Annotated in this window: 17 protein-coding genes; 14 read left to right on the plus strand and 3 right to left on the minus strand. The window is 49.2% G+C overall.

Features of this window, described 5'->3' with window-relative positions:
* Positions 1–61: 61 nt before the first annotated feature.
* Complete coding sequence (locus tag ACW9SV_RS14425; protein WP_479557480.1) at positions 62–6394, minus strand: T9SS type A sorting domain-containing protein; 6333 nt, start codon at positions 6392–6394, stop codon at positions 62–64.
* Positions 6395–6937: 543 nt separating this feature from the next.
* Here ACW9SV_RS14425 and ACW9SV_RS14430 point away from each other — a divergent pair.
* Positions 6938–7309: a DMT family protein gene (locus ACW9SV_RS14430; RefSeq protein ID WP_479557481.1), complete on the plus strand. Its 372-nt coding sequence runs from the start codon at positions 6938–6940 to the stop codon at positions 7307–7309.
* Positions 7310–7364: 55 nt separating this feature from the next.
* Complete coding sequence (locus ACW9SV_RS14435; protein ID WP_479557482.1) at positions 7365–8357, plus strand: AAA family ATPase; 993 nt, start codon at positions 7365–7367, stop codon at positions 8355–8357.
* Between the two features lie 214 nt (positions 8358–8571).
* Here ACW9SV_RS14435 and ACW9SV_RS14440 read toward each other — a convergent pair whose 3' ends face one another.
* Entirely contained in the window at positions 8572–9906 is a 1335-nt protein-coding gene (locus tag ACW9SV_RS14440; protein ID WP_479557483.1) for a T9SS C-terminal target domain-containing protein, read from the minus strand.
* Between the two features lie 52 nt (positions 9907–9958).
* Positions 9959–12775 (minus strand): TonB-dependent receptor, encoded by a 2817-nt coding sequence (locus ACW9SV_RS14445; RefSeq protein WP_479557484.1) that lies wholly within the window; start codon positions 12773–12775, stop codon positions 9959–9961.
* Positions 12776–13153: 378 nt separating this feature from the next.
* On the opposite strand from ACW9SV_RS14445, the gene ACW9SV_RS14450 reads away from it, so the two are divergent.
* From ACW9SV_RS14450 to ACW9SV_RS14505, 12 genes are all read left to right on the plus strand, one after another.
* The gene (locus ACW9SV_RS14450) at positions 13154–13396 is read left to right on the plus strand and encodes a hypothetical protein (protein ID WP_479557485.1); all 243 of its coding nucleotides are present in this window, start codon (positions 13154–13156) and stop codon (positions 13394–13396) included.
* Positions 13397–13611: 215 nt separating this feature from the next.
* On the plus strand, positions 13612–14253 hold the full coding sequence (locus tag ACW9SV_RS14455) for a heme exporter protein CcmB (RefSeq protein ID WP_479557486.1): 642 nt from the start codon (positions 13612–13614) through the stop codon (positions 14251–14253).
* A gap of 32 nt (positions 14254–14285) precedes the next feature.
* Positions 14286–14951 carry a cytochrome c biogenesis protein CcsA gene (gene ccsA, locus ACW9SV_RS14460; protein WP_479557487.1) on the plus strand — a complete coding sequence of 222 codons (666 nt, stop codon included), beginning with the start codon at positions 14286–14288 and terminating at the stop codon, positions 14949–14951.
* Entirely contained in the window at positions 14938–15216 is a 279-nt protein-coding gene (locus ACW9SV_RS14465) for a CcmD family protein (protein WP_479557488.1), read from the plus strand. The genes ccsA (ACW9SV_RS14460) and ACW9SV_RS14465 overlap by 14 nt, the downstream gene beginning before the upstream one ends.
* Positions 15217–15357: 141 nt before the next feature.
* Entirely contained in the window at positions 15358–15783 is a 426-nt protein-coding gene (locus ACW9SV_RS14470; RefSeq protein WP_123127836.1) for a cytochrome c maturation protein CcmE domain-containing protein, read from the plus strand.
* 150 nt (positions 15784–15933) lie between these two features.
* On the plus strand, positions 15934–18540 hold the full coding sequence (ccsA, locus tag ACW9SV_RS14475; protein ID WP_479557489.1) for a cytochrome c biogenesis protein CcsA: 2607 nt from the start codon (positions 15934–15936) through the stop codon (positions 18538–18540).
* 183 nt (positions 18541–18723) lie between these two features.
* Positions 18724–19527, plus strand: a complete 804-nt coding sequence (locus tag ACW9SV_RS14480; protein WP_479557490.1) for a Rossmann-like and DUF2520 domain-containing protein — start codon at positions 18724–18726, stop codon at positions 19525–19527.
* A 95-nt stretch (positions 19528–19622) separates the two neighbouring features.
* The gene (locus ACW9SV_RS14485) at positions 19623–19952 is read left to right on the plus strand and encodes a 2Fe-2S iron-sulfur cluster-binding protein (protein WP_210466666.1); all 330 of its coding nucleotides are present in this window, start codon (positions 19623–19625) and stop codon (positions 19950–19952) included.
* A 140-nt stretch (positions 19953–20092) separates the two neighbouring features.
* Positions 20093–20332 carry a Fe-S cluster assembly protein IscX gene (gene iscX, locus ACW9SV_RS14490; RefSeq protein ID WP_479557491.1) on the plus strand — a complete coding sequence of 80 codons (240 nt, stop codon included), beginning with the start codon at positions 20093–20095 and terminating at the stop codon, positions 20330–20332.
* A gap of 80 nt (positions 20333–20412) precedes the next feature.
* Positions 20413–20907, plus strand: a complete 495-nt coding sequence (locus tag ACW9SV_RS14495) for a KdsC family phosphatase (RefSeq protein WP_062543873.1) — start codon at positions 20413–20415, stop codon at positions 20905–20907.
* 111 nt (positions 20908–21018) lie between these two features.
* Positions 21019–21213 carry a cold-shock protein gene (locus tag ACW9SV_RS14500; RefSeq protein WP_062543874.1) on the plus strand — a complete coding sequence of 65 codons (195 nt, stop codon included), beginning with the start codon at positions 21019–21021 and terminating at the stop codon, positions 21211–21213.
* A 113-nt stretch (positions 21214–21326) separates the two neighbouring features.
* The gene (locus ACW9SV_RS14505; protein ID WP_479557492.1) at positions 21327–22172 is read left to right on the plus strand and encodes a geranylgeranylglycerol-phosphate geranylgeranyltransferase; all 846 of its coding nucleotides are present in this window, start codon (positions 21327–21329) and stop codon (positions 22170–22172) included.
* Positions 22173–22269 lie beyond the last annotated feature (97 nt).

The following is a 22269-nucleotide window of genomic DNA, read 5'->3' on the forward strand; positions in this document are numbered from 1 at the left end:
TTAAAGAAAAGAAGCGGCCTTTTCGGGGCCGCTTCTTTGGATATAAGGTCTGAAGAGTTGCTTACTGCTTCACTACTCTGGTAACGGTGTCAACAGTTGTGCCTTTGATCTTCACCAGGTAAGTTCCTTCTGCCAAGTTGGTCAGGTCAAGTGCCTTTATAGATCCACCTTCCACTTCTTGAGTTGTCACCAGACGGCCGTCTAAGGCATATACACTGATGGTTATTTTAGAGCTTTCTAGGGTGGTCAGGTCCAGGTTCACTACGTCTGTAGTAGGGTTCGGGTACGCTTTCACCGTTACGGAAGTAAGGCTGGCAGAAGTCTTCACGGCTACCACTTTGCTGTACTCAAACTTGCCGTTAAAGTCTACCTGCTTCAGTCTGTAGTACAGCGTGCCTGCAGGGCTGGTCACATCAGTGAAGCTGTAGTTCTGCAGTGCGTTGCTGTTTCCGTTTCCGTTTACCTTGCCTATGGCTACGAAGTTCTTTCCATCAAGGCTTCTTTCCACCTGGAAGTAATCATTGTCTTTCTCAGCGGCAGTAGACCAAGCAAGGGCCACTCCGGTTTTCTGAGCTTTCGCGGTGAAACTGGTTAACGTTACCGGAAGCGGCGTAACTACTGCCGTAGAGCGATACGCGTATTCTCCATTCGCGGTCGTTTGCATAGAAGCCGGACGTCCGCCATTCTCTGTGTCAAACAAGTCTACCAGGCCATCATTATCAGAATCATGGTAATAGCTGCTGGTTTTGGTGAGGTACGCAGGATATCCGTTTACCACCTTCAACCAGTTAGGTGTTCCAGAGGCGTCTTTGTCAGTGTTTACGTACCAACCTTTTTGGTTTGTCTCCTCAAAGATTCTGGCGCGCTCCATTAGGTCATCTCTTGAAGTGCCATCGGCATTGTCATCAAACCCTTCTATATAATCATCTGAGAAGTCGCCATCGCTGTCTCTGTCCAGATAATCTGGTTTGCTGTCCTTATCAGTGTTCACCGGAACAATGGCAATTCCGCCAGTGCTAGGGTCATGGCCGTCGCTGAGGCCGTCAGAATCGCTGTCAGCGCCTAAGCCGTTCACAAACTTGTCGGTTGCCTGAGCTTCATACACATCTAAGATACCGTCGTTGTCTGAGTCAACATCCTGGAAATCTTTGAAGCCATCCCCGTCAGAATCTGGGTAAGGAAGAATAAGGTTTCCGTTGCTGTTCAGGACCGCCAATGGAATACCATCTTTGTTTACGCCGCCCGTAAAAGTGCCGGTAAGCGCATTATAGCCAGCCGGTGCAACCCCGCCGTTCGCTTCAATGGCATTGGGGATACCGTCTCCGTCAATATCAATGTCGTAGCCTCTGATCAAACCATCCAGATCCAGGTCAAAGGCATCATGGATGTCATCTCCGTTCTTGTCCTGGAAAGCACCATAGGTAGGGTGTACAAAGTCTCTGTCCAGGTAGTTGTAGATTCCGTCATAGTCGTGGTCACCAGTTGGGTTGACAGCACCCGGTTCGGTGATTATGCCGTCATTGTTGTCATCCAGGTCATTTACATCATCCACGCCATCCCGGTCCCAGTCACCCGAGATTTTGTAAGTAATGGTGTTCTGGGTAACACCTCCCTGGGCATCGGTGGTCTCAATGGTCAGGGTGTAGGTGCCAGGTACCAGAGCGTACTTATAGGCTACTTCCAGAGTTCCATCAGTTTCAAGGCGCATACCAGCGGGCAGGGTGCTGTTTACAATTCTGGCGTTTTCAATTTGTCCGTCTGGGTCGGTAAACTCTGCAATGTGGTCTCCGGTTTTGAAGAAGAACATGTGTTTGTCGGTGAGCAATACTTTAGCAGTGGCTGGCCGGTCTTGTACGGTAAAGCTTACCACGGTGCTGTTGTTGCCGTTTTTAGTGGCACCGCCATTAGGGTCAAACTCGTTCTCACCCGATTTGAAACCTAAGCTATTGAGTGTACCGGTGGTAAGCGGTTCTACCAGGAAGGTAAGGGTTCTGGTCTCGTTTACGCCAATGGTGCCAACCGTCCAAAGGCCCTCGGCAGCATTGATGGTACCAGCGTCTGCCGTTCCACTGCCCGCAACTGGTCTTAAGCCTGACGCAACACTAGCTGATACCACCACGCCTGTGGCAGGATCTGGACCTAGGTTGGTAGCTGTAATCGTTACCAGGTATTGACCTCCTACGTAGTAAGGTCCTGCGGCAATAGAGCTGTTTAAGGCGATATCGGCAGTTTTACCTACGGTGATGGCGGCGGCGGCACTATTATTGGCAGCGTTGCTGTCAAACTCATTGGCCGATTTAATTGAAGCCGTGGTGGAATAGGTAGCTCCGGCAGTTGGTTTCACTTCCAGTGCCAGGGTTTGAGTAGCGCCTGGCAACAATTCAGAGTCTAAGGTCCAGATACTGGTAGTGGCATTGTAGGTTCCAACGGTAGGGTTAGCACTAACAAACGTCAATCCAGCAGGTAATATGTCTTCTATCTGAACGCCCGTAGCCGGATCGGTGCTGTTGTTTTTCACGGTTACCGTAAAAGTGGTGTTCTGCCCATTGTAGTAAGGGCCTGCAGCAGCGGTATTGGTTACCTGTAAGTCAGCTACGGGTACCACGTTGATTAGGGCTACAGCCTTGTTGTTTTCGCTGTTCAAGTCAACCTGATCCAAGGAACTGATGCTTCCGCCCAGGTTCAGGCGCCCGGTTGTATTAGGGATACCTTTTACCGTAAGGGTTACAGATTGGCCGGCTTCCAGTGAAGGGATAATCCATTTACCTGTTGTAGGGTCATATCCTTTTCCTGCATCTGAATAAGTGATGTTAAGAGTGCTGGTGCGGGTGTCAAAACCTACTAAATTGGTGATCTTGTCTGGGCCGTTGTTTGTAACCGTTAGGGTGAAGGTAGCTTCTGTTACTCCTTTGTAGTAAACCCCGTTTACATCACCGGTTACCGCAACCGTTACAGATGGGTCCGCAGCTTTTTGAACGGTTAATGAAGTAGAGGCGGCGTTGTTGGTGGTCTTTGACTCTTGCTCATTTACAGATTTTGTGGAGGCTGTAAAAGTATACTCCTTGTTTCCAGTAACGGTGTTATCTACCTGAGGAACCACTTTCAAGATCAATTCGGTATAGCTTCCGGATGCCAAGTTGCCAATGGTCCATTCTCCGGTGCTGCTATTGTACGTGCCTACTTTTGGAGTAGCGCTTACTAACCTAAAGCCTGCGGGTACCAAGGCGTTCAAAGACACTCCAGTTGCGGCGTCAGGGCCTAAGTTGTCTGCTTTAACCGTCAACGTTACTTCCTTGCCAGTATAGTAAGGGCCTTCAGACTTTGTCACGCCTACCTGAATGTCGGCGGTGATGGTGCCAGTACCGGAAGTGATGGAATTAGAGGCGCTGTTGTTTCCGTTTACGTTGTCATATTCAGTATGCTTCTGCGTAGCTGTGGTTGTAATGACGGCGCTTTGATTCACTTGCGCTACAAGGGTAAGGGAAGCGGAAGCCCCGCTAGCTAGAGTACCCACAGACCATTCGCCAGTAGCGGCGTCATAAACTCCGGTTCCGGCAGAATTGCTTGAACTGATAAAGGTCAAAGAAGCTGGCAGTTTATCTGTAACCACAACATTGGTTGCCGCGCTAGGACCATTGTTTGTAGCGGTGATGGTATAAGTAATTTGATCTCCATTAGCGTAAGTTGTTTTAGCCGGAGAGGTGATGACGTTGGTTACTGCCACATCAGCCGTTGGTTTCACCGTGATGGTGCTGGTGGCCGAGTTGTTGCTGCTTTGCGTATCCGTTTCTGTGTGGGACTGTGTAGAAGATAGCGCCAGAGTGCCGGTAGCGGTAGGCCTAGCCGTAATGGTTAACGTTTGCGAACCTCCAGAGACAACAGATCCTACGGTCCAGGCGCCGGTTGTGGCGTTGAATGTGCCCGAACTGGCAGTATGGCTTAAGATGGTTAGCCCTGCCGGTAGCTGGTTGGCTACAGACACATTGGTAGCAGTGTTGGGTCCCAAGTTGTCCACTTTGATGGTGTACGTGATAGCATCTCCCTGACCCGGGTTTGTATTGGACACGGAACTGGTCACCGCAACATCGGCAGCAGGGGTGATGGAGATAGTGTTGGAAGCAGCGTTGTTGTTGGGGTTTAAATCCAGTTCATTATTGGTTCTGCTACCTAAAGTTGCCGTGGTGGTGATGTTGCCTAGCTGCGAAGTTCTCGCGGTCAAGGTCAATGTTTTGATTTCATTCACTGCCAGGTTGCCTACGGTCCAGGTGCCGGAAGCGGCGTCATACCCGGCAGGGGCAGCGCCTTCTAGCGTAAGGCCAGTTGGCAATTTGTCTACCACGATTACCCCAGTGGCGGCGTTGGGACCCAGGTTTTGGGCAGTGATGGTATACGTGACAAGCTCGCCGTTGTAAAAGCTGGTTTTAGGAACCGTGTTGGTAACAGCAATGTCGGCGGAGGGCTGAACTGTGATGGTGGCGCTTGCGCTATTGTTGGCGGGGACATTGTCTGGCTCGGTGTGCGTTTGAGAAGCAGTGGTGATGACCGTGCCCGTAACCAACGGTTTTACGGTTAAGGTTAACGTCTTGGAGGCGCCTACCGCTAGGTTACCTACGTTCCAGGCTCCGGTGCTGCTGTTGTAAGTCGCATCTGAAGAACTCACAAACTGTAATTGCGTCGGATCCAGCTTGTCTGTTACTACTAAATTGGTGGCAGGCAAAGGTCCGTTGTTGGTCACGGTGACGGTGTAGTTGAATTCTTTGCCAATAGCGTATGGGCCACTAGAAGCAGTATTCGTCACCGCTACATCGGCGCTGCAGTCATAATCAAAAGTAGAAGTCTGCTGGCTGGAGGAGGTGTAGCCATAGGTCCAGGTGTTCACGGTTTTCAAGTCACCAGCAGTGGTGGTGGCAGAACCCCAGGTGTGCACCCCGTTAGTGGAGTTTGCCCCGAAAAGCTCAGAGCGGGTAGGGAAAGAAGAAGCAGGTAGGTTGTTATCATCCCAGAAAAGGAGTGAAAAGCCCGCAGTGGCGCCTGGAGCAAGCGGCCGAACATCCATCACCCGGAAACCGTCGTTCCACTCCGCATCCCATACCGGGAAATGCACGGGCATGCTCCCGTTCCGGAAAAAGTAATTAAGCGTAGTGTTTTTAGCCACAGGTTGCCCTAAGCCATTCAAACCATTCCATTCTACAGCTCTGGTGCCTTTGCTTCCCGTAGACTCCAAAAGCACGTCCGTGGTACCAGCCTGGTATCCCTCAGTTCCGTTTAGGTTGATAAGTACCAGGAAGGTGCTGCTCTCTGACGTATTCAGGTTGAACAGGGTTCTGCCTCCACCGGTAGTAGTATTACAGCTTGAACTCAAGGCAACACTGAACGTAGGTGCAGCGGCGCTAGGCCAGATAGTAGGGTCTGGGTCGTTGACGAAGTTGAAGTACTCAGGATAATCCGTTTGGCTGGTCTGGCTTTTTCTTCTCTCGGTAAGGGTAGCTCCGGCAGCCGTAGTAGAACCAGCGCTGTTGGAAACAAACCGGAAAAAGTTCTGCGGGGCAATACCAGCCAATTCAATCTTTTTCACGAAGAATCTTCCTGCCTGGTCCTGGCTTGGGATCAGGGGGAACATGTTGAAGTCTTTGGAGAATACGTTTGCCGCACCACCCGCTGAGAAGGACCACAGTTTGCTTCGCATACGGCCTTGTCTTTCATCGCCGTTTGCGTCAATCACCGTGAAATCCCACAGGTCATAGACCGAGAACCTTCTTGCATCGTCTGTCCAGGTGCTTTCGCCCACCTGCGTGAACTCTACATAGTAGTCATAATCTACTGTTGTATTGTTGTAAATAGTAAGGGGAGCATAACCATTGCTCACTGTTTTACCATTCACTGTTCTATTAGGACCATTTTGAGCTTGTGTGGCATCGTCTATTACACCATTTTGGGTTGTCTGTAACAACATGGCCCTAGTAGATGAGGTATTGGCTAACAACGTGTTAGATTGTGCATATGCCTCATCATCTACGCCAGTGGCAACATTGGTGCGGCGAAGAGTAATCACCAAGTTTGCCTGGTTGGCAGTAGTTTGGTCGTGAATGGCTCTCCGGACCCCGTAGAATAATCTCTCTCCCGCCTTTACTCTAATATAAAGCCGGTGATCCTTTGAGTAAGTGGCACCATTGCGGCTGAAGCCCGCAGGCTTTAGAAAGCTCAAAGATGTAATAGCTACCCCCGTATTACTTGGCAGGTTGGCGTCATGTGCCAGATACCCTACCTTGTCATTCAGATTGCTGGTTAAAGATGCCGTTGATTTGTTGGGGGTAAGCTGCTTAGATCCCTCTGCATGCATGGTGAAGGGGAGAAGAAGCAGAACAAACAACAGAAACCGTAATTTTTGAGCCATAAACATTATGATTTGGTGTTTTTACCAACCCATTCTGCTTGAATTATTTTCTTTAGAATGAATTGATGACGCAAAAATGTCCAATGTATATTAGGGAAGGGTTGCTTTTTCGTTAAATGAATAAGAATTCTCGATGAAACTGCAAAAGAGACGTTTAGCGGGTTTTTGTGAATAAGTACAGGTGAGTACCTGCGTATAAATACTTATTTAATTCAAAGATTTTGTTTAAGAGATTGATGATAAAATCATACACGAAAATTGATAAAATTATATTAATTATTAGCTGGCTGTGAATTGTTTGAATAATTGGGTCTATGTGTCTGTGAATCTTTTAGAAGCCTCTGTGATTTAAGCTGTTGTAAGCCAATAGTTGGCGTATGAAAGCTTTTATTAAGGGGTTTTGAAACCGTTTTCTGAAGAAGGGACTTGAAACGGGAAAGGCTGGAACTTGGTCAACAAAGCTCCTTATAGATGGAAGAAGCTGCCTGAGACTAGGTTTTTAAGTACTTTGGCAAAAACGCCCTCAAAAACAGCTTTTTAGTGATGAAAGCATTCCAAACCATTTTCCTGCTTTGCCTCTCTAACCTTTTCATGACGTTTGCCTGGTACGGGCACCTGTATTTCAAGAGGTTTTCCGCTTTGCAAAAGCTGGGTCTCATAAGCGTTATACTCATAAGCTGGGGATTAGCGTTCTTTGAGTATATCTTTCAGGTTCCGGCTAATAAAATAGGGTACCGTGAGAATGGAGGGCCATTTTCCTTATTTGAACTAAAAACCCTCCAGGAGGCGATTTCCTTGTCCATTTTCACGTTGGTGACGGTTTATGTGTTCAAGTCCGAGAAGCTGGCCTGGAACCATTTAGTAGGATTTGCCCTGTTGGTACTGGCGGTTTTCTTTGCCTTCAAAAAATGGTAGGCAGCGAGAGTCCCCTAGAATGGTTACCTTAGCCCCTTAGTAATTAAAAGAGTACATGCAGACCGAAGAACTCTCATATCAGGAAAAAATACGTGAGCACCAGCTAAAGATAAAGCAGGTGTTCAGAGAGATGAGCAAAGTGGTGGTAGGGCAGCAGTATATGGTTAACAGGCTGTTGATTGGTCTTTTTACCAATGGTCACATCTTGTTGGAAGGTGTGCCGGGTCTTGCCAAAACCTTAACCATTAACACGCTGGCCAAGGTGCTGCACCTGAATTTTCAGCGGATACAGTTCACCCCAGACTTATTGCCGTCAGATTTAATCGGCACCATGATCTATAACCAGAGTTCCTCGGCATTTGAGGTAAAGAAAGGCCCTATTTTCTCTAACCTGATCTTAGCGGATGAAGTGAACCGCTCCCCCGCCAAGGTGCAGTCGGCACTGCTGGAGGCCATGCAGGAGAAGCAGGTGACCATTGGTGAGAAAACCTACCGGCTAGATTTGCCTTTCCTGGTACTGGCCACCCAGAACCCGGTAGAGCAGGAGGGAACCTACCCCTTGCCTGAGGCGCAGGTAGACCGCTTCATGATGAAAGTGTACGTGGACTATCTTTCCAAAGCCGACGAGTTGGAGGTGATGCGCCGTATGTCTAACCTCTCGTACAGCAGCACGGTCAATACCATTCTTACCAAGCAAGACATCTTTGATATCCGGAACGAGATCAACCAGGTGCAGATTTCCGAGACCTTGGAGCGCTATATCATAGAACTGGTTTTCGCCACACGCCGTCCCGGCGACTATGATCTGCCAGACTTCGCGCAGTACCTGCAGTACGGGGTTTCACCTAGGGCCAGCATCGCGCTGAATCTCGGTGCCAAAGCCGTGGCCTTCTTTGATGAAAGAGACTATGTGTTACCCGAAGACATCAAGGAGATTGCCTCAGATGTATTAAGTCACCGCGTCATCCTCAACTATGAGGCCGAGGCAGACAACGTACAGACCAAAGACTTTGTAGAGGCCATCCTTCGCAAAGTGCCCATCAGCTAACAACTCACTAAGACCTTAAAGAAAAAACAGAAGAGCGGCCTCTACGGCTGCTCTTCTGTTTTAAGGCTGTTTTGGCTAGGAGAGGGCAAAAATAAAGAAGCCCGCCATCACTGGCGGGCCCTTTGCGCACGGGAGACTAAGCCGTGCGCAAAGTGATTGTACCATCTTTACTTCTCACCCATAATGACGGCCAATCTTATCTTTGAGGTTTTGGTTAGTAGTCAGTGTTCTGCGGATCCCAGTTGGTCCAGCCGGTGGTCCAATCAGTGGTTCCCATGGCGCCCACGAAGGTGGTGCTTTCAAAACCGGTGATACCCGCGAAAGAAGCACCGCTTAACACCATTGAGCCAGCCTGTGGCAGATAAGGCGCAGCAGTAGCCAATCCAAGCTCTGACATTGATTTGATGCTATTACTGTTGGCAGAGGCAGTGAACCAGTTGGCTGCGTTAAACTCTGAAGTAGAGGAAGAGGCTTTGTTGATGGCGGTGGAAGCGCCAGCGCCAGCTACTACGGTGTTCATGATTTTAATGCCTCCATTCTGGGCGTAACCTTCTACCACTGATCCGTCTAAGGTGATGCCTTTGTTGAAGCCACTGATTACAGAGTTGCGGATAGAAAGGCTGGTTCCTTTTTTCAAGTGCGCACCCTGCCCGAACTGAGCGCCGTTTGGCAAGTTGCTGCCAGGTCCAATGATGGTCACGTTAGAGAAAGTAGCGGTGGTAAGAGGAGTTTGAGTAGAGCCGTTACCGTCGTTGTCAGACTCAAAACCATTAGAAGCCCCGCCAGTAGCTACGTCCCACATGTTAGGGTCGCTGATGCCCAAGGCGTACTGCACTCTTCCGCTGTAACCGAAGTCGGTGTCAAACATATCGTCAGTGGTTCTGTAGGCTACCAAGTGGGTCGCGTTTACAGTACCGCCAAACCACTCAAATGCATCGTCACCGCCGAAGGAAACCTGCACGTGGTCAATCTTAGTGCCTGAACCTACTGAGCCCATGGTAAGGCCGTTCAACTCTTTGTTTGGCTGTAATGGATACCCGGCAAACTCAATGCGCACGTAGCTGAAAACTCCAGAGTTGTCGGCATCATTGTTGCCGCCGTAGTAAGCCACCGGGCCACCTTCTACCACAGGGTCAGAAGTTTGGTTGTGTTTGGCTCTTCCTAAGATCACCACGCCACCCCAGTCACCAGGAGCACGGCTGCCCTTCGGTTGGTTAGAGGTAAATACGATTGGTTTTTCGGCAGTACCCTGCGCCATGATTTTGGCGCCTCTTTGGATTAAAAGCGTGCCTTGGGTGGCTTTCTCGCCTTTGATGATGGTGCCTGGCTCTATGGTTAAAGTAGCGTTGTTGTCTACATATACAAAGCCTTTCAAGGTGTACACGGTATCAGCATCCAACGTTCTGTTGGCAGTGATGGTACCTTGCAGGTTTGCGTTGCCTTTTACAGTTGGAGTAGGAGTGTCGTCGTCCTCGCTGTCAGAACAGGAGGTGAAGCCTAATGCCAAACCTGCCAAAAGCATTAATGATAATTTACCTAAGTCTTTCATACTCGTTTTTAAGAAATGGTTTAGTTAAAATGATGGATAGGTATGTCAAGTGTTAGAAACTGTACCCAAGGGTAAGGGTGCTGTACATGCCTCTGTTGAAGAGATAGATAGGGAGGTCTCCTGACCCGATTTCCCCATTCTGGTTAGAATCTTCTTTGAAGCGGAATTTCTGGTTGAACAGGTCAGAGATACCGGCTTTCACCTGCATTCTGTTCTTGAAGTTTTTGGTGAAGGTCACGTCTACCACGTGGCGGGGCAGTTCATAGATGGTAGGGTTCAGGTCGTCGCCCACACGGTAGATTCTGGTACCCAGTACATTGTACATGATGGAGTATTGCCAGCCGGTCTCTTCATCCTGGAAGTACAAACCGGTGTTCACGATGTAAGGCGATTGGCCCATCATAGGTCTGTCCTTAACTCCGGCAGCGGCTTCGTCTCCAAGGTTTACGCGGCTGTGGATGAGGGAGGCATTCAGAACTAAAGAATGATTCTGGATGAACTTGCTGCCAGAGAACTCCTTGAAAGACTTGCGGGCTTCCGCCTCAATGCCGATGCTGTTGGCGTAATCTCCGTTCACAAAGGTATAGTTAGTACCAGTACCCGCCTCCAGTTTAGTTTCAATCGGGTTTATGAAGCGTTTGTAGAAAACTCCTAAAGAAAGAAGCTCGGTGGCTGATGGGTAGAACTCGTACCGCATGTCCACGTTGTGGATGGTGGCGGTCTTCAGTTCATTGTTACCACGTACCGAGGCGTTCTCGTTGAAGTCATAGAAGCTGAAACGAGCCTGCTCTCTAAACTCTGGACGGTTCACGGTCATTCCGTAGGCCACACGCAGCAAGGAGCGTAAGCTGAAGTTGTAGGCCACGTTCACTGAAGGCAGGATGTAGAGTTTCTTCTCGTCTACCTCGTAAGTGCCCGATTGGTCAGCAGTGGTTACCTGGCGCCAGTTGTATTCGGCCCGAACACCTCCGTAGAAGTTAATTTTATCAAAGAATTTCTTAGCGATACCGGCGTACGCAGCGCCTAAGGTGTTGGAAGCATCATAGCGGTCGGCAATGGTGGTTCCTTCGTCAAAGATCAATCCGTTAGGGAACGAAATGTTGGCTGGGGCGAAGATCTGGTCTAAAGGCTGGTTCAGGATGTTCTCATCGGTTCTGCCACCGCCAATCCCGGCGTTCCGCTTGTAGTTAAGGGTGCGGGCGTTGAAATCACGGTCTTTCCGCTCGGCGTAAAACCCGATGTTCAGTTTAGGGGCATTCTCCACGTCGGCTGAGTCTGCGGCGTTGAACAGGTGTTGCCACTGACCTTCGGCGATGTAGGCGCTCTCGTTCAGGTCAGAGAAGAAGCGGGCGGCATCATACGGGGTAGACAAGGTGGAAACCTGTACCCGGAAAGGTCCTTCTGATCCGGCATCGCGCTGGGTGCGCACTCTGCGCAAGTCTGGCTCCTGACGGTTGATGAAGTTGTAGCCCGCTGACCAAGTGAAGGTGTTCTTTTGGTCTGGGGTAGAGTGCGTACCTTGTAACTGACCGGTATAAATGCTGCGGCTTTCGTAGCGCAAAGCGTAGTTCTGCTCTTCTTTCACGCCTCCGGTCTCGTAGTTGAAGCCTTGGCGCACCGTGGTCTGCGTAATTCCGATCTGGTTGAACAGGTTCCGGAATTCAATCTTGTTGTTTTCGTTCAGGCGGAGGGAGAAGTTCTGCAGCAAACCAACCCGTACCGTATTACCCGAAAGTTGGTCTGTGTAGCTCCAGTTAGTGTCTACCTCGCCATTGGCCTGCTGCTGCTGGTAATCGTTCCGGATGGTGTTTTGGCGCAGACGGGCGTTGCTGTAGGTTAAGGCGGTAATGCTGGATACCCGGTTTCCGGCTACGTCAAAGACGCGGTTCAAGCCAAAGTTCATTCTCAGGTCTGGTGAAGCAGTGGCTTTCACTGGTTTCCAGGTGTTAGGCAAATCCAGGTTCTGGCCGTATTGGGCTCTTTCGGCATAGCTCATGTTCTGGAACTGCGCCGTAGACGGAAAGTTGCTCGGTAGTTGTCTGGTTCCGTTGTCAAATCCCAGGAAGTCAGTTTTGCTGCCTTTGTAGGAATAGTAGTTGTTGTTGAAGGTAGTACCCGTGCGGTAGCCAGTGCCGATGCTGAAGGTGGCACTGTTCTCGGTCACGGCGTTTCTGGTGGTTACTTTGATTGCCCCGCCAGCAAAATCACCAGGTAATTCGGGGGCCGGTGACTTATAGATCAAAATCCGATCTATGACGCTGGTGGGAAGTACATCAAAGGAGAAGGCGCGAACATCCACTTCCGAAGAGGGCGTAAGCACATTGTTCAGCATTACGGAGTTGTAGCGCTCGCTCAAGCCTCGCACAATAATGAAGCGGTTGTCCTGAATGGTAACACCCGGAATTCTACGTACTGCTTCGGCGGCATCGCGGTCCTGGGCTTTCACAATCTGCTCATTCGACATCCCGCTCACCACAATATTGCTTTGCTTGATGTCTTTGATGAGAGAGATGTCGTTGTTCACCTGACGCTCGGCTACTACCGTAACCTCTCCCAAGCTGTGTGAATCGTCTTCCAGGGAAGGACTTAAGGTTGTAGTCTTACCCTCTTCAATTTTGATTCCGTCAAATGTGAGGGGCTTGTAAGAAACGTAGGTAATGGTGATTTTATAAGTGCCTGGTGCTAATTTGAGGGAGTAGTTTCCGTCTATGTCTGTTGCTGCCACATTGGCGGTGGTGGCAGAAACAGTGGCGCCAATGATAGCCTCCCCAGTTTTCTTGTCTTTAACTTTTCCGGAGAGCGTGCCTGTCTGCGCGAAACCCGCCAAGGCAGTGCAAAGAAGAGAGAGGGTGAGTAAAAACGATTTCATGTAAGTAGTATTAGTCTCGCTGCAAAAGTAGAGCGACCACTTTACCCCATGATTAACCGGTTATTACCCTATTGTTAAGTTGAGAAGCCAAATATTAAGCAGATGTTATGAAGAATTCCTGCTGGGTTAGAAAACGTGACTAGCTGCCTGTAACGGTGTTTCTAGGCTGTTTTCTGTAAGCGGTCTTCAAGCAGAACATCTGGCTAGCAGTTGAGGTATGACTTGTGTTTATGATAGAAGAGGGTGTTGGAAAGGAGGATCTTTTTGGGTGTTATCACCAAAAGCAATTACATGATTTGTAAACGTTTCGCTGAGGCTTTCGCCTCACTGAAGTTGCAAACTTCAGGTCATGGGAGGTCCAAGTTGAAAACTTGAACCATGAATAAGAAGAAACTGCAAACTACTTGGCCATGCAACTTCAAGTTTGAAGACCCATTTCCAGTCTTTCGGGTGAGCGCCTTTGTTTTAGACCTGGTGCCGCAGGCAGGCCTACCGGCCAAGGCTAAAACAGAAGCGCGAGGCCGGAAGACGAGGCCTCGCGGCCTTGAGCGCACCAAAGCCAAAATGAAACAAGAAAGCTCATGTAAACAGACTTCTAGAAACTACCCCAGCACCAATTAACTCCATCCCCTAAAACCCAAAGAACATTCCCATTTACCACCTCCTCCTACACTTTCCCCAAATAATCCTTCCTTTCTCCCGACTTTCCCCAAAGTAACCCCAAAACAAACCACCCCCTTCGGGAATAATGACGGAAATCATCCATCAGCATTCATTTGTGTTGTACCTTTGCGGAAAACAAGGAAGAAGTGCTGCTGAAAGAGGTTATCTGCCTGATGCAAAAGGATTTTGTGCTGGAATGGCGGCAGAAGTATGCGTTTAACGGCATGCTCCTGTACGTGGGCAGCACGGTGTTCATCTGCTATCTCAGTTTCAGCTTGCGCTTCGGTGGACTGGAAGTGCCGGTCTGGAACGCGCTGTATTGGATCATTCTGCTCTTCACGGCGGTGAATGCTATCGCGAAGGGATTTGCCCAGGAAAGCCGTGGCCGGTTACTCTATTATTATAGTGTGGTGAGTCCGCAGGGCGTGATTCTGGCCAAGATGATTTACAACGCGGCACTCATGTTGGTGCTGTCGCTGCTGTGTTTCGGGTTCTATTCTATTGTGATTGGGAATCCGGTGCAGGACGTGGGGATGTTCCTGGTGACGATTGTCTTAGGAGCGATTGGGTTTGCCTCGTCGCTGACCATGATCTCGGGCATTGCGGCCAAAGCGGCGAACACGGGAACGTTGATGGCGGTGCTGAGCTTTCCGGTGATGGTGCCCATGCTGCTCATGCTCATGAAGATGTCCAAGAACGCCATTGACGGACTGGACCCTTCGGTGAGTTTGGACGAGGCGCTGACCCTGCTGGCGATTAATATGATTGTGGTGACAGTGTCTTATATTCTGTTCCCGTACTTGTGGCGCAGTTAAGGCGTTGAAATAGAAAACTAAGTTAAAAACGAATGAAGCTTACTTGGTGGAAATGGCTGACGATTGCCCTGCTGCTGTACACAGTGGTAGGAGGCATGCTGAGCGAGGTGCCCCGTCTGGCTATTCTGAATGAAACCATCCGGAACCTGTACTTCCACGTGCCCATGTGGTTCGGGATGATCCTGATCTTGCTCGTTTCCGTGGTGTATTCCATAAAATACCTCAGAAACCCGCTTACCAGAAATGATATCATCGCCTATGAATCAGCGAAGGTGGGAATTCTGTTTGGCGTGCTGGGCATTGTGACCGGCATGGAGTGGGCACGTTTCACGTGGGGCGAATTCTGGAGTAATGACCCGAAACAGAACGCTTCGGCCATCGGGCTCCTGATCTATTTCGCTTATCTTATTCTGCGGGGTTCGTTCCAGGACCATCAGCAGCGCGCGCGCATTAGTGCCGTGTACAACATCTTCGCGTTTGCGGCGCTTATCCCGCTTTTGTTTATCCTGCCGCGCCTCACAGATTCTCTGCACCCAGGCAACGGCGGAAATCCTGGTTTCAACTCCTATGATTTAGACAGCCGTCTGCGCGCCGTTTTTTACCCGGCCGTCATTGGTTGGACGCTCTTAGGAATTTGGGTGGTGCACCTTCGCACTCGTTTAGAAGTTTTAAAGCAACGATTCTATGAAAATGCATAAATGGCTCCTGGTGCTGCTCCTGACGTGGGCGGCTGGCTTCTCGGTTCCGGCTTCGGCTCAAAACGCTACGGAGGAAGGCTCTACCATTGAATACACCTCAGCTGACAAAGCTGCTTCAAGTCCGGAGATGGCCGATGTCATGCGCCGTGACGGCAAGATCTATATTGTGGTGGCGGTGTTGGTGAGCTTGTTGCTGGGCGTCTTGTTTTACCTCATCAGCCTGGATAGAAAGATTGGTAAGTTAGAGCGCGAGCTTCGGCAATAAAACCTGTTTCTGGCCTGTTTTAGAAGAAATAGGCTAGAAAAGAGAAGTGAATTAGCCTTGCAGAAAAGCGCCGCAAGCGGATTTAATTTGAAATAAGTGGTGTTACAAAGGCGGGCAAGCTCGCCTAAGTCTGAATAACCTATGAAAAGAATACACATCATCGGGATTTTAGTGATTGCGGTGGCCATCATGATCATCATGTCAACGGCCTCAGACGCCAGTGTTTACGTGCCGTTTTCTGAAGCGCAAGCTCGCGCCAAAGAAGGAGATGATACCAAAGTACACGTGGTGGGCCGCCTGAAGAAAGATGCCAAAGGCCACATTGTAGGCATGAAGTATGACCCCACGCTGGACCCTAACTACTTCTCCTTCGTGCTGGTTGATACTAACCGCGTAGAGCAGCAAGTGGTATACTACAGCCCCAAACCACAGGATTTTGACCGCTCTGAGCAGGTGGTGATTACCGGTAACATGAAAGAGAATGTCTTTGTGGCCGATAAGATTTTGCTCAAATGCCCTTCTAAATACACCGAGAACGAGGTAAAGGTAGAAACGGCAAGCTTATAATTAGTTCTGAGTCTTGTGTTCTGAGTCTTGAGTTGAATGATTCAAGGCTAAACCAATTCTCGCTTAGTTATTATTATGTATAAGAGTTTTAGTAGTGGGCTTTGGGTATTTGACTCAAGACTCAGCACTTAAGACTCATAACTATTTGAAATGGTTAATACTTTAATTGGTGATTTAGGTCATTACAGTGTCATCCTCGCTTTTGTAACGGCGCTGGTTTCGGCCATTGCATTTGCGTTTGCCTCCAACGCTAAAGAGCTTACCCCTGAGCAGAAGGACTGGAAGAAACTGGCAAGAGGTGCTTTCTTCGTGCACGTAGCTGCCGTTTTCGGGATCATCTTCTGTCTTTTCAATATTATTTACGCGCATCGCTATGAGTACCACTATGCGTGGAGTCACTCGTCCAATCACCTGCCGGTGCATTACATGATTTCCTGCTTCTGGGAAGGCCAAGAAGGTTCTTTCCTGCTTTGGATTTTCTGGCATGCGCTATTAGGTCTTGTGCTGATCAAATTTGCCGGTAAAAAGTGGGAAAGCCCGGTGATGGCGGTTTTCTCCTTTGTGCAGCTGTTCCTGACGTCTATGATCTTAGGCGTGGTGATCGGTGACTTGAAAATTGGTTCTTCGCCTTTCATCCTGATGCGTGACTTCATGACCGATGCACCGGTGTTCCAGATGGACCCGAACTTCGTGCCGAAAGATGGTACCGGTCTGAACCCGCTGTTGCAGAACTACTGGATGGTAATTCACCCGCCGGTCTTATTCTTGGGCTTTGCTGCTACTCTGGTGCCGTTTGCCTTCGCGATTGCCGGTCTCTGGAAAAGCGAATTCTCTTCCTGGACGAAGCCAGCCTTGCCTTGGGGCTTGTTCGCTGCCGTAGTGTTAGGCGTAGGTATTATGATGGGGGCTTACTGGGCCTATGAAACCCTGAACTTTGGCGGTTATTGGAACTGGGACCCTGTTGAAAATGCCGTGTACATTCCGTGGTTAGTCTTGGTAGGAGCCATTCATACCTTGTTGGCGTATCGCAAAAGCAGAACTGCCCTGCGTGCCACGTTCATCCTGTTTATTACTTCGTTCCTTTTAGTGCTCTATGCGACTTTCTTAACGCGTAGCGGTATCTTAGGGAATGCATCTGTACACTCCTTTACTGACTTAGGTTTATCAGGGCAGTTGTTTACCTATCTGGCGGCCTTTGTGGTGTTGGCCATTGGTTTGCTGGTGTACCGCTGGAAAAACATTCCGGCTACGGCCAAAGAGATTGCCACATACTCTGGTGAGTTCTGGGTGTTCATTGGTGCAGCTGTGTTGTGCTTAGGTGCTTTCCAGGTGCTAGTGACCACGTCTATTCCGGTGTACAATGCGTTTATGGGCTTCATTGGCGTGAAAACCAATGTGGCCCTTCCAGCCGATCAGATTGCCCACTATACCAAGTTCCAAATGTGGATGGGCATTTCCATTGCCATGCTTTCCGGGACTGGTCAGTTGTTGTGGTGGCGGAAACAAAAAGACGGCACCAAGCTGTCAGAAGTGTTCATGTTGCCACTCATCTTTACCGCTCTGTTTACCGCCCTTATTCTGTTGGTAAGCAAAATGGGCTACATTGACCGCATAGACAACCCAGTGTACATCCTGTTGCTGCTGACGTCTTTGTATGCGGTGTTCAGTAACATGGCTATTCTGTTAGGTGTGCTTCGGAAGAACGTTTCCATTGCCGGTGGTGCCGTGGCTCACATTGGTGTGGCCTTGATGCTGATTGGGGTGCTGTTCTCCTCTGGGTATTCTAACATCATCTCCAAGAACATGTCTGGTATGGTGTACGCCCGCGAGTTTGGAGATGACATTAACCGTGATAACGTGCTGTTGTGGCGCAATGCTGGTACCGATATGGGGCCTTATAAGGTGACGTACAGAGGCCAGTACTTAGAGGTGAGAGGTTTGCCAGATTATGTGAACAAACAGCGTCTGTTCCGTATTGAGGATGAGTATAAAGCCATTGCCCGCGGACCATTAAAAGACGGTGACAAGGTGATCTACAACGCCGGTGATACAGTAGAGATCTCTCCGGAGAACACCTATTATGAGGTGAGCTTCAAGAACCGCGAGTCTGGCGAAGAATTTACCTTGTACCCACGAGCACAAGTGAATCCGCAGATGGGCTTGCTGGCCTCTCCGGATATCAAGATGTTTGGTACCAAAGACCTTTACACGCACGTTTCCACCATCCCTGACCCGAACGAGGAGAAGGAGTGGGGCGAGTTGAAAGAATACCAAGTGAAGATTGGCGATACCCTGTACCTCAACGACTACGTGGCAGTGCTACACGGGATTGAACCCGCCAAAGACACCTTGCTCCTGAACCTGAAACCAGGCGACGTAGCCGTACAAGCCGATATGCAAGTGCTGGGCGAGCGTCAAACGTACCACGCGCACCCAATCTACGCCATTAGAGACCGGATGGTAGGCCGCGTGCCGGAAGAGATTGAAGACTTGGGCCTCCGGATTATGCTTATGAACATTGATCCAGATAAAGGCGAGTTCACTATCGGGATCAATACCACGCAGAAGGATTACATCATCCTGAAAGCCATGGAGAAACCTTTTATCAGCATTCTTTGGATTGGTACCTTGGTGATGAGCCTCGGATTTGTGATGGCTATTGTACGTCACTACAAAGACGGGAAAGGCGGTAACGCCTCGGCTCCTAAAGGCCCTGCTGGCAAGGTGAGCGTAAAACGCGAGAAACAGCTGGCATAGTCGTTTATAAACTTAGAAAACCGCTTGTCTAACAAAAAGGCAAGCGGTTTTTTTGTGCCTTTGCTTTAGGGCTGTTTTCAAGAAAAGAAGCTAAAAAGAGAGTGCCAAGCTACTCCTTGTTTAAAAGCCGAAGCATTTTGATAGAAAGCCGGTAACTTAGACCGCACCTAAGCACAATAGAAAATGAAGGTAGGAATCATTGGCGCCGGCAACGTGGCCACCCATTTAGTGAAGGGTTTTACAAAAGCAGGCGTAAATGTATCGGTTATTTACAGCAGAACCATTGCCTCGGCGCAGATCCTTGCCCCATACGCACCGGGTGTCACCGTAACCGATGCTACAGATTTCAGGCAGTTGCCTGTTTGTGAGGTATACCTGATCGCGGTTCCTGACCAAGCGCTTTCCTCCTTGGTGCCAAATATTGTTTTTCCGGATGGGTCTGTTGTTGCCCATACTTCGGGGACTCAACCTTTAGCGTCTCTGGCCTCCTTGTCTGGTGTGGAGACCGGGGTATTTTACCCTTTGCAAACTTTCAGTAAAGAAAAAGAGGTAACCTGGCGCACAATACCCATCTGCGTAGAAGCCTCGTCTCTGGGCGCTGAACAGGTGCTGCAAAAGCTGGGGCAAACATTAAGTGAGCAGGTGATTTTAATGGACGGGGAGACAAGGCGCAAACTACATCTGGCAGCGGTGTTTGCCTGTAATTTTACCAACCATTTATGGGGGATAGCCCAGGAACTGCTCCAGAAAGCGGACCTGCCTATTCATTTACTGAAGCCTCTAGTGCAGGAAACCGTTCAGAAAGCGTTTCAATTCCCGCCATTTACCGTGCAGACGGGCCCCGCCGTCCGCAGAGATTCTTCAACCCTGCAAGCGCATCTACAATTGCTGCAAAACCAGCCGCAGTACCAGAAGCTTTACCAGGTGCTTACAGAAAGCATTCAAACCATTGCCCAAAAGCAGCCCTTTTCTGAGAAACAGGCGTAAAACGATTGGTGTCTTAGAAGGAACCGGGTTAACCGGACTGGGTTTTGATAAGGGCCGTTGTATGCCTACCTTTGCACCTTTAATAATCCATAGGAATGAAAGTCGTTAATATCACATATAAGTTCGAGGATGGAAAGCCTGACGAAACCCACCTGGGTGCCGAAGGAGAGTCTGTTCTGGACGTTGCCTTGAATAATGGAATTCAGCTACAGCACAATTGCGGCGGCGTTTGCGGTTGCAGTACTTGCCATGTGTATGTAGAAACCGGCATGGATGACCTGCCTGAGATCACAGACAAAGAAGAAGATTACATTGACCGGGCCGTAAACCCGCGCATTAACTCCCGCTTGGCGTGCCAGTGCGTGGTCCAAGGTGGTCAGGATTTGGTTATTACCATTCCTAAGCAAGATTTCCTGGGGCATTAATTTTTAATGTTGTTAGTTATTCGTTTTCAGAAGTAGAGAGAGCCGTAACTGGTGATTGGGCCATGTCCCAACTGCTGCTCCGCTGCCAGATCACAAACACAACAACTAACAGCAAGTACTAAAAACTAGCATTTAACGATATGAGCAATCTATACGAGCCACCTATGAAGTGGAGCGACCATGAAGACATAGCCATGGCGCTGTATGAGAAATTTGGCGATGACTTTTCCGAAAACAAGATCTACCGCATCCGGTTCACGGATCTGTTAGAGTGGGTGTTAAGCCTGCCAAATTTTGAAGGCACCCGTGAGCAGGCCACCGAAGGCCACCTGGAGCAGATCCAAGCCAAATGGGTGTACGAGTGGCGCGATAACCAATAATCTTTCAAACGCTTTTGACCTGTTTTAAATAAAACAGGTCAAAAGCGTTCTTCTGTGTTCTTCCTCCTGATGTCCTAAGCATGCAAGCTCTTCCTGATTTCAAGAATATCACTACGTTCATCTTTGACGTGGATGGCGTTTTGACAGACGGCACCCTGCTGTGCTTCTCTACCGGAGAGCAGGCGCGGGCCTTCAACATCAAAGATGGATATGCCATCCGCCATGCCCTGAAGAAAGGATACCGCGTGGCCATTATCTCGGGGCGCAACGAGCCCGGGGTACGCAAACGCCTGGAGTCGCTGGATGTGAAAGACATTTACCTGGGTTCAGAAAACAAGTTGGACACCTTCCAGAACTATGTCTACTATTATGGCATTGACCCGGAAACCGTGGTGTTCATGGGTGATGACATGCCTGATTTGGAAGTGATGCAGCACTGCGGTATTTCGGCCTGCCCCGCCGATGCCGCAATTGACATCTGTGATATCTCACAGTACGTGGCCACCGCCGAGGGAGGGAAAGGAGCCGTGCGCGAGCTCATTGAAATGGTCATGAAATTGCAGAAGCGTTGGTAAGCCAAAGAAGCCTGTTTTTCCTGCTTTTCAATTTTTTATAAATAAAGTTTGGTTTTTGTATAATAATCATATATTTACAGAATCATTCATTATTTCAATTTTTAAATTTTTATGAAAACAGGAACTGTTAAATTCTTCAACGAATCCAAAGGCTACGGCTTTATCACAGAAGAAGCCACCAATGAGGATTTCTTTGTACACATTACAGGCCTCAATGGTATCCAGATCCAACAGCACGACAAAGTAGAGTTCGACACCAAAGAAGGTAAAAAAGGCATCAACGCGGTTAACGTGAAGAAGATCTAACACTTCTACGCATCATACTCATTTTGCATTCTCATCAAAAAAAGCCCCTGTAACAGGGGCTTTTTTCATAGGTGGATTTTATACCGTAACTTCCGTTTTTCCTTTCAACACCTGTGAAACAGTTCCTGGCCCTTATCCGGTTTCCTAATCTGATTATTATGCTGCTGGCGCAGTTGATGGTCAGGAAGTTTCTGGTTTTTCCGGAGCGCTCCTTTCTGGAGGCGCTGTCCTGGCCTTTTGCCATTCTGGTAATCTCCACCCTTTGTATAGCGGCCGCCGGGTACATCATCAATGATTACTATGACGTCAAAATTGACCGCATCAACAAGCCCGAACGGGTAGTGGTAGGCAGGTTCCTGACTCGGCGCAAAGCCATGATGATTCACCTGTACTTATCGGCGTCTGGGGTGTTGTTGGGTATGTTGCTGGGCTGGCGGATTGGGTTGGTTTTGCTAGGGGTGGCGCTGCTGTTGTGGGGGTATTCGGCTCAGTTTAAGAAGCGTCCGTTCGTGGGTAATCTGACCATTGCGCTATTATCGGCGGTGATGGTGTTGGTGGTGCCGCTGCAAGCCGGGCAGCCGTCTTTGGCGGCCTGGGCCTATGGGGTGTTTGCCTTTCTTATCTCTTTAGTGCGCGAAATCATCAAAGATATGGAAGACGTGCAGGGAGATGCCTCCTTCAGGTGTCGTACCTTGCCCATTGTGTTGGGGCTTCCCCAAACCAAATGGATCCTGTACTTGCTGGTGGGTTTGTTCCTGGTTTATACGGGCTTCATAATGTTGCAGCGCCTGCATGAGCCGGTTTTTCTGGCGTACCTTTTTATTGGGGTAATATTGCCCACGTTGGTACTGGTAAGGCAGATCATCTTCGCCGACCGTAAGAAAGAATACACCCAGTTAAGCTGGTTATGCAAAGCGATCATGCTAGTCGGTATCTGCTCCATGATGGTGCTGCGATAAGGTGGCATGGACAATTGAAATGAAATCCTGCGGCTTGCGTTATTATCCTGATTAGGGAAAACAGCCCTGAAACAAAGTGAATCTGTGTACCTTTAGA

It is taken from the genome of Rufibacter sp. JT20002 (assembly GCF_056491185.1).

What these genes read in the sequence shown, in the direction of transcription:
- ACW9SV_RS14485 (WP_210466666.1), top strand. Translation starts at nt 19,623, where the DNA reads ATGAAAGTCGTTAATATCACATATAAGTTCGAGGATGGAAAGCCTGAC.
- ACW9SV_RS14495 (WP_062543873.1), top strand. Translation starts at nt 20,413, where the DNA reads ATGCAAGCTCTTCCTGATTTCAAGAATATCACTACGTTCATCTTTGAC.
- ACW9SV_RS14455 (WP_479557486.1), top strand. Translation starts at nt 13,612, where the DNA reads ATGCAAAAGGATTTTGTGCTGGAATGGCGGCAGAAGTATGCGTTTAAC.
- ACW9SV_RS14425 (WP_479557480.1), bottom strand. Translation starts at nt 6,394, where the DNA reads ATGGCTCAAAAATTACGGTTTCTGTTGTTTGTTCTGCTTCTTCTCCCC.
- iscX (WP_479557491.1), top strand. Translation starts at nt 20,093, where the DNA reads ATGAGCAATCTATACGAGCCACCTATGAAGTGGAGCGACCATGAAGAC.
- ACW9SV_RS14440 (WP_479557483.1), bottom strand. Translation starts at nt 9,906, where the DNA reads ATGAAAGACTTAGGTAAATTATCATTAATGCTTTTGGCAGGTTTGGCA.
- ccsA (WP_479557487.1), top strand. Translation starts at nt 14,286, where the DNA reads ATGAAGCTTACTTGGTGGAAATGGCTGACGATTGCCCTGCTGCTGTAC.
- ACW9SV_RS14470 (WP_123127836.1), top strand. Translation starts at nt 15,358, where the DNA reads ATGAAAAGAATACACATCATCGGGATTTTAGTGATTGCGGTGGCCATC.
- ccsA (WP_479557489.1), top strand. Translation starts at nt 15,934, where the DNA reads ATGGTTAATACTTTAATTGGTGATTTAGGTCATTACAGTGTCATCCTC.
- ACW9SV_RS14480 (WP_479557490.1), top strand. Translation starts at nt 18,724, where the DNA reads ATGAAGGTAGGAATCATTGGCGCCGGCAACGTGGCCACCCATTTAGTG.
- ACW9SV_RS14435 (WP_479557482.1), top strand. Translation starts at nt 7,365, where the DNA reads ATGCAGACCGAAGAACTCTCATATCAGGAAAAAATACGTGAGCACCAG.
- ACW9SV_RS14465 (WP_479557488.1), top strand. Translation starts at nt 14,938, where the DNA reads ATGAAAATGCATAAATGGCTCCTGGTGCTGCTCCTGACGTGGGCGGCT.
- ACW9SV_RS14430 (WP_479557481.1), top strand. Translation starts at nt 6,938, where the DNA reads ATGAAAGCATTCCAAACCATTTTCCTGCTTTGCCTCTCTAACCTTTTC.
- ACW9SV_RS14500 (WP_062543874.1), top strand. Translation starts at nt 21,019, where the DNA reads ATGAAAACAGGAACTGTTAAATTCTTCAACGAATCCAAAGGCTACGGC.
- ACW9SV_RS14445 (WP_479557484.1), bottom strand. Translation starts at nt 12,775, where the DNA reads ATGAAATCGTTTTTACTCACCCTCTCTCTTCTTTGCACTGCCTTGGCG.
- ACW9SV_RS14450 (WP_479557485.1), top strand. Translation starts at nt 13,154, where the DNA reads ATGAATAAGAAGAAACTGCAAACTACTTGGCCATGCAACTTCAAGTTT.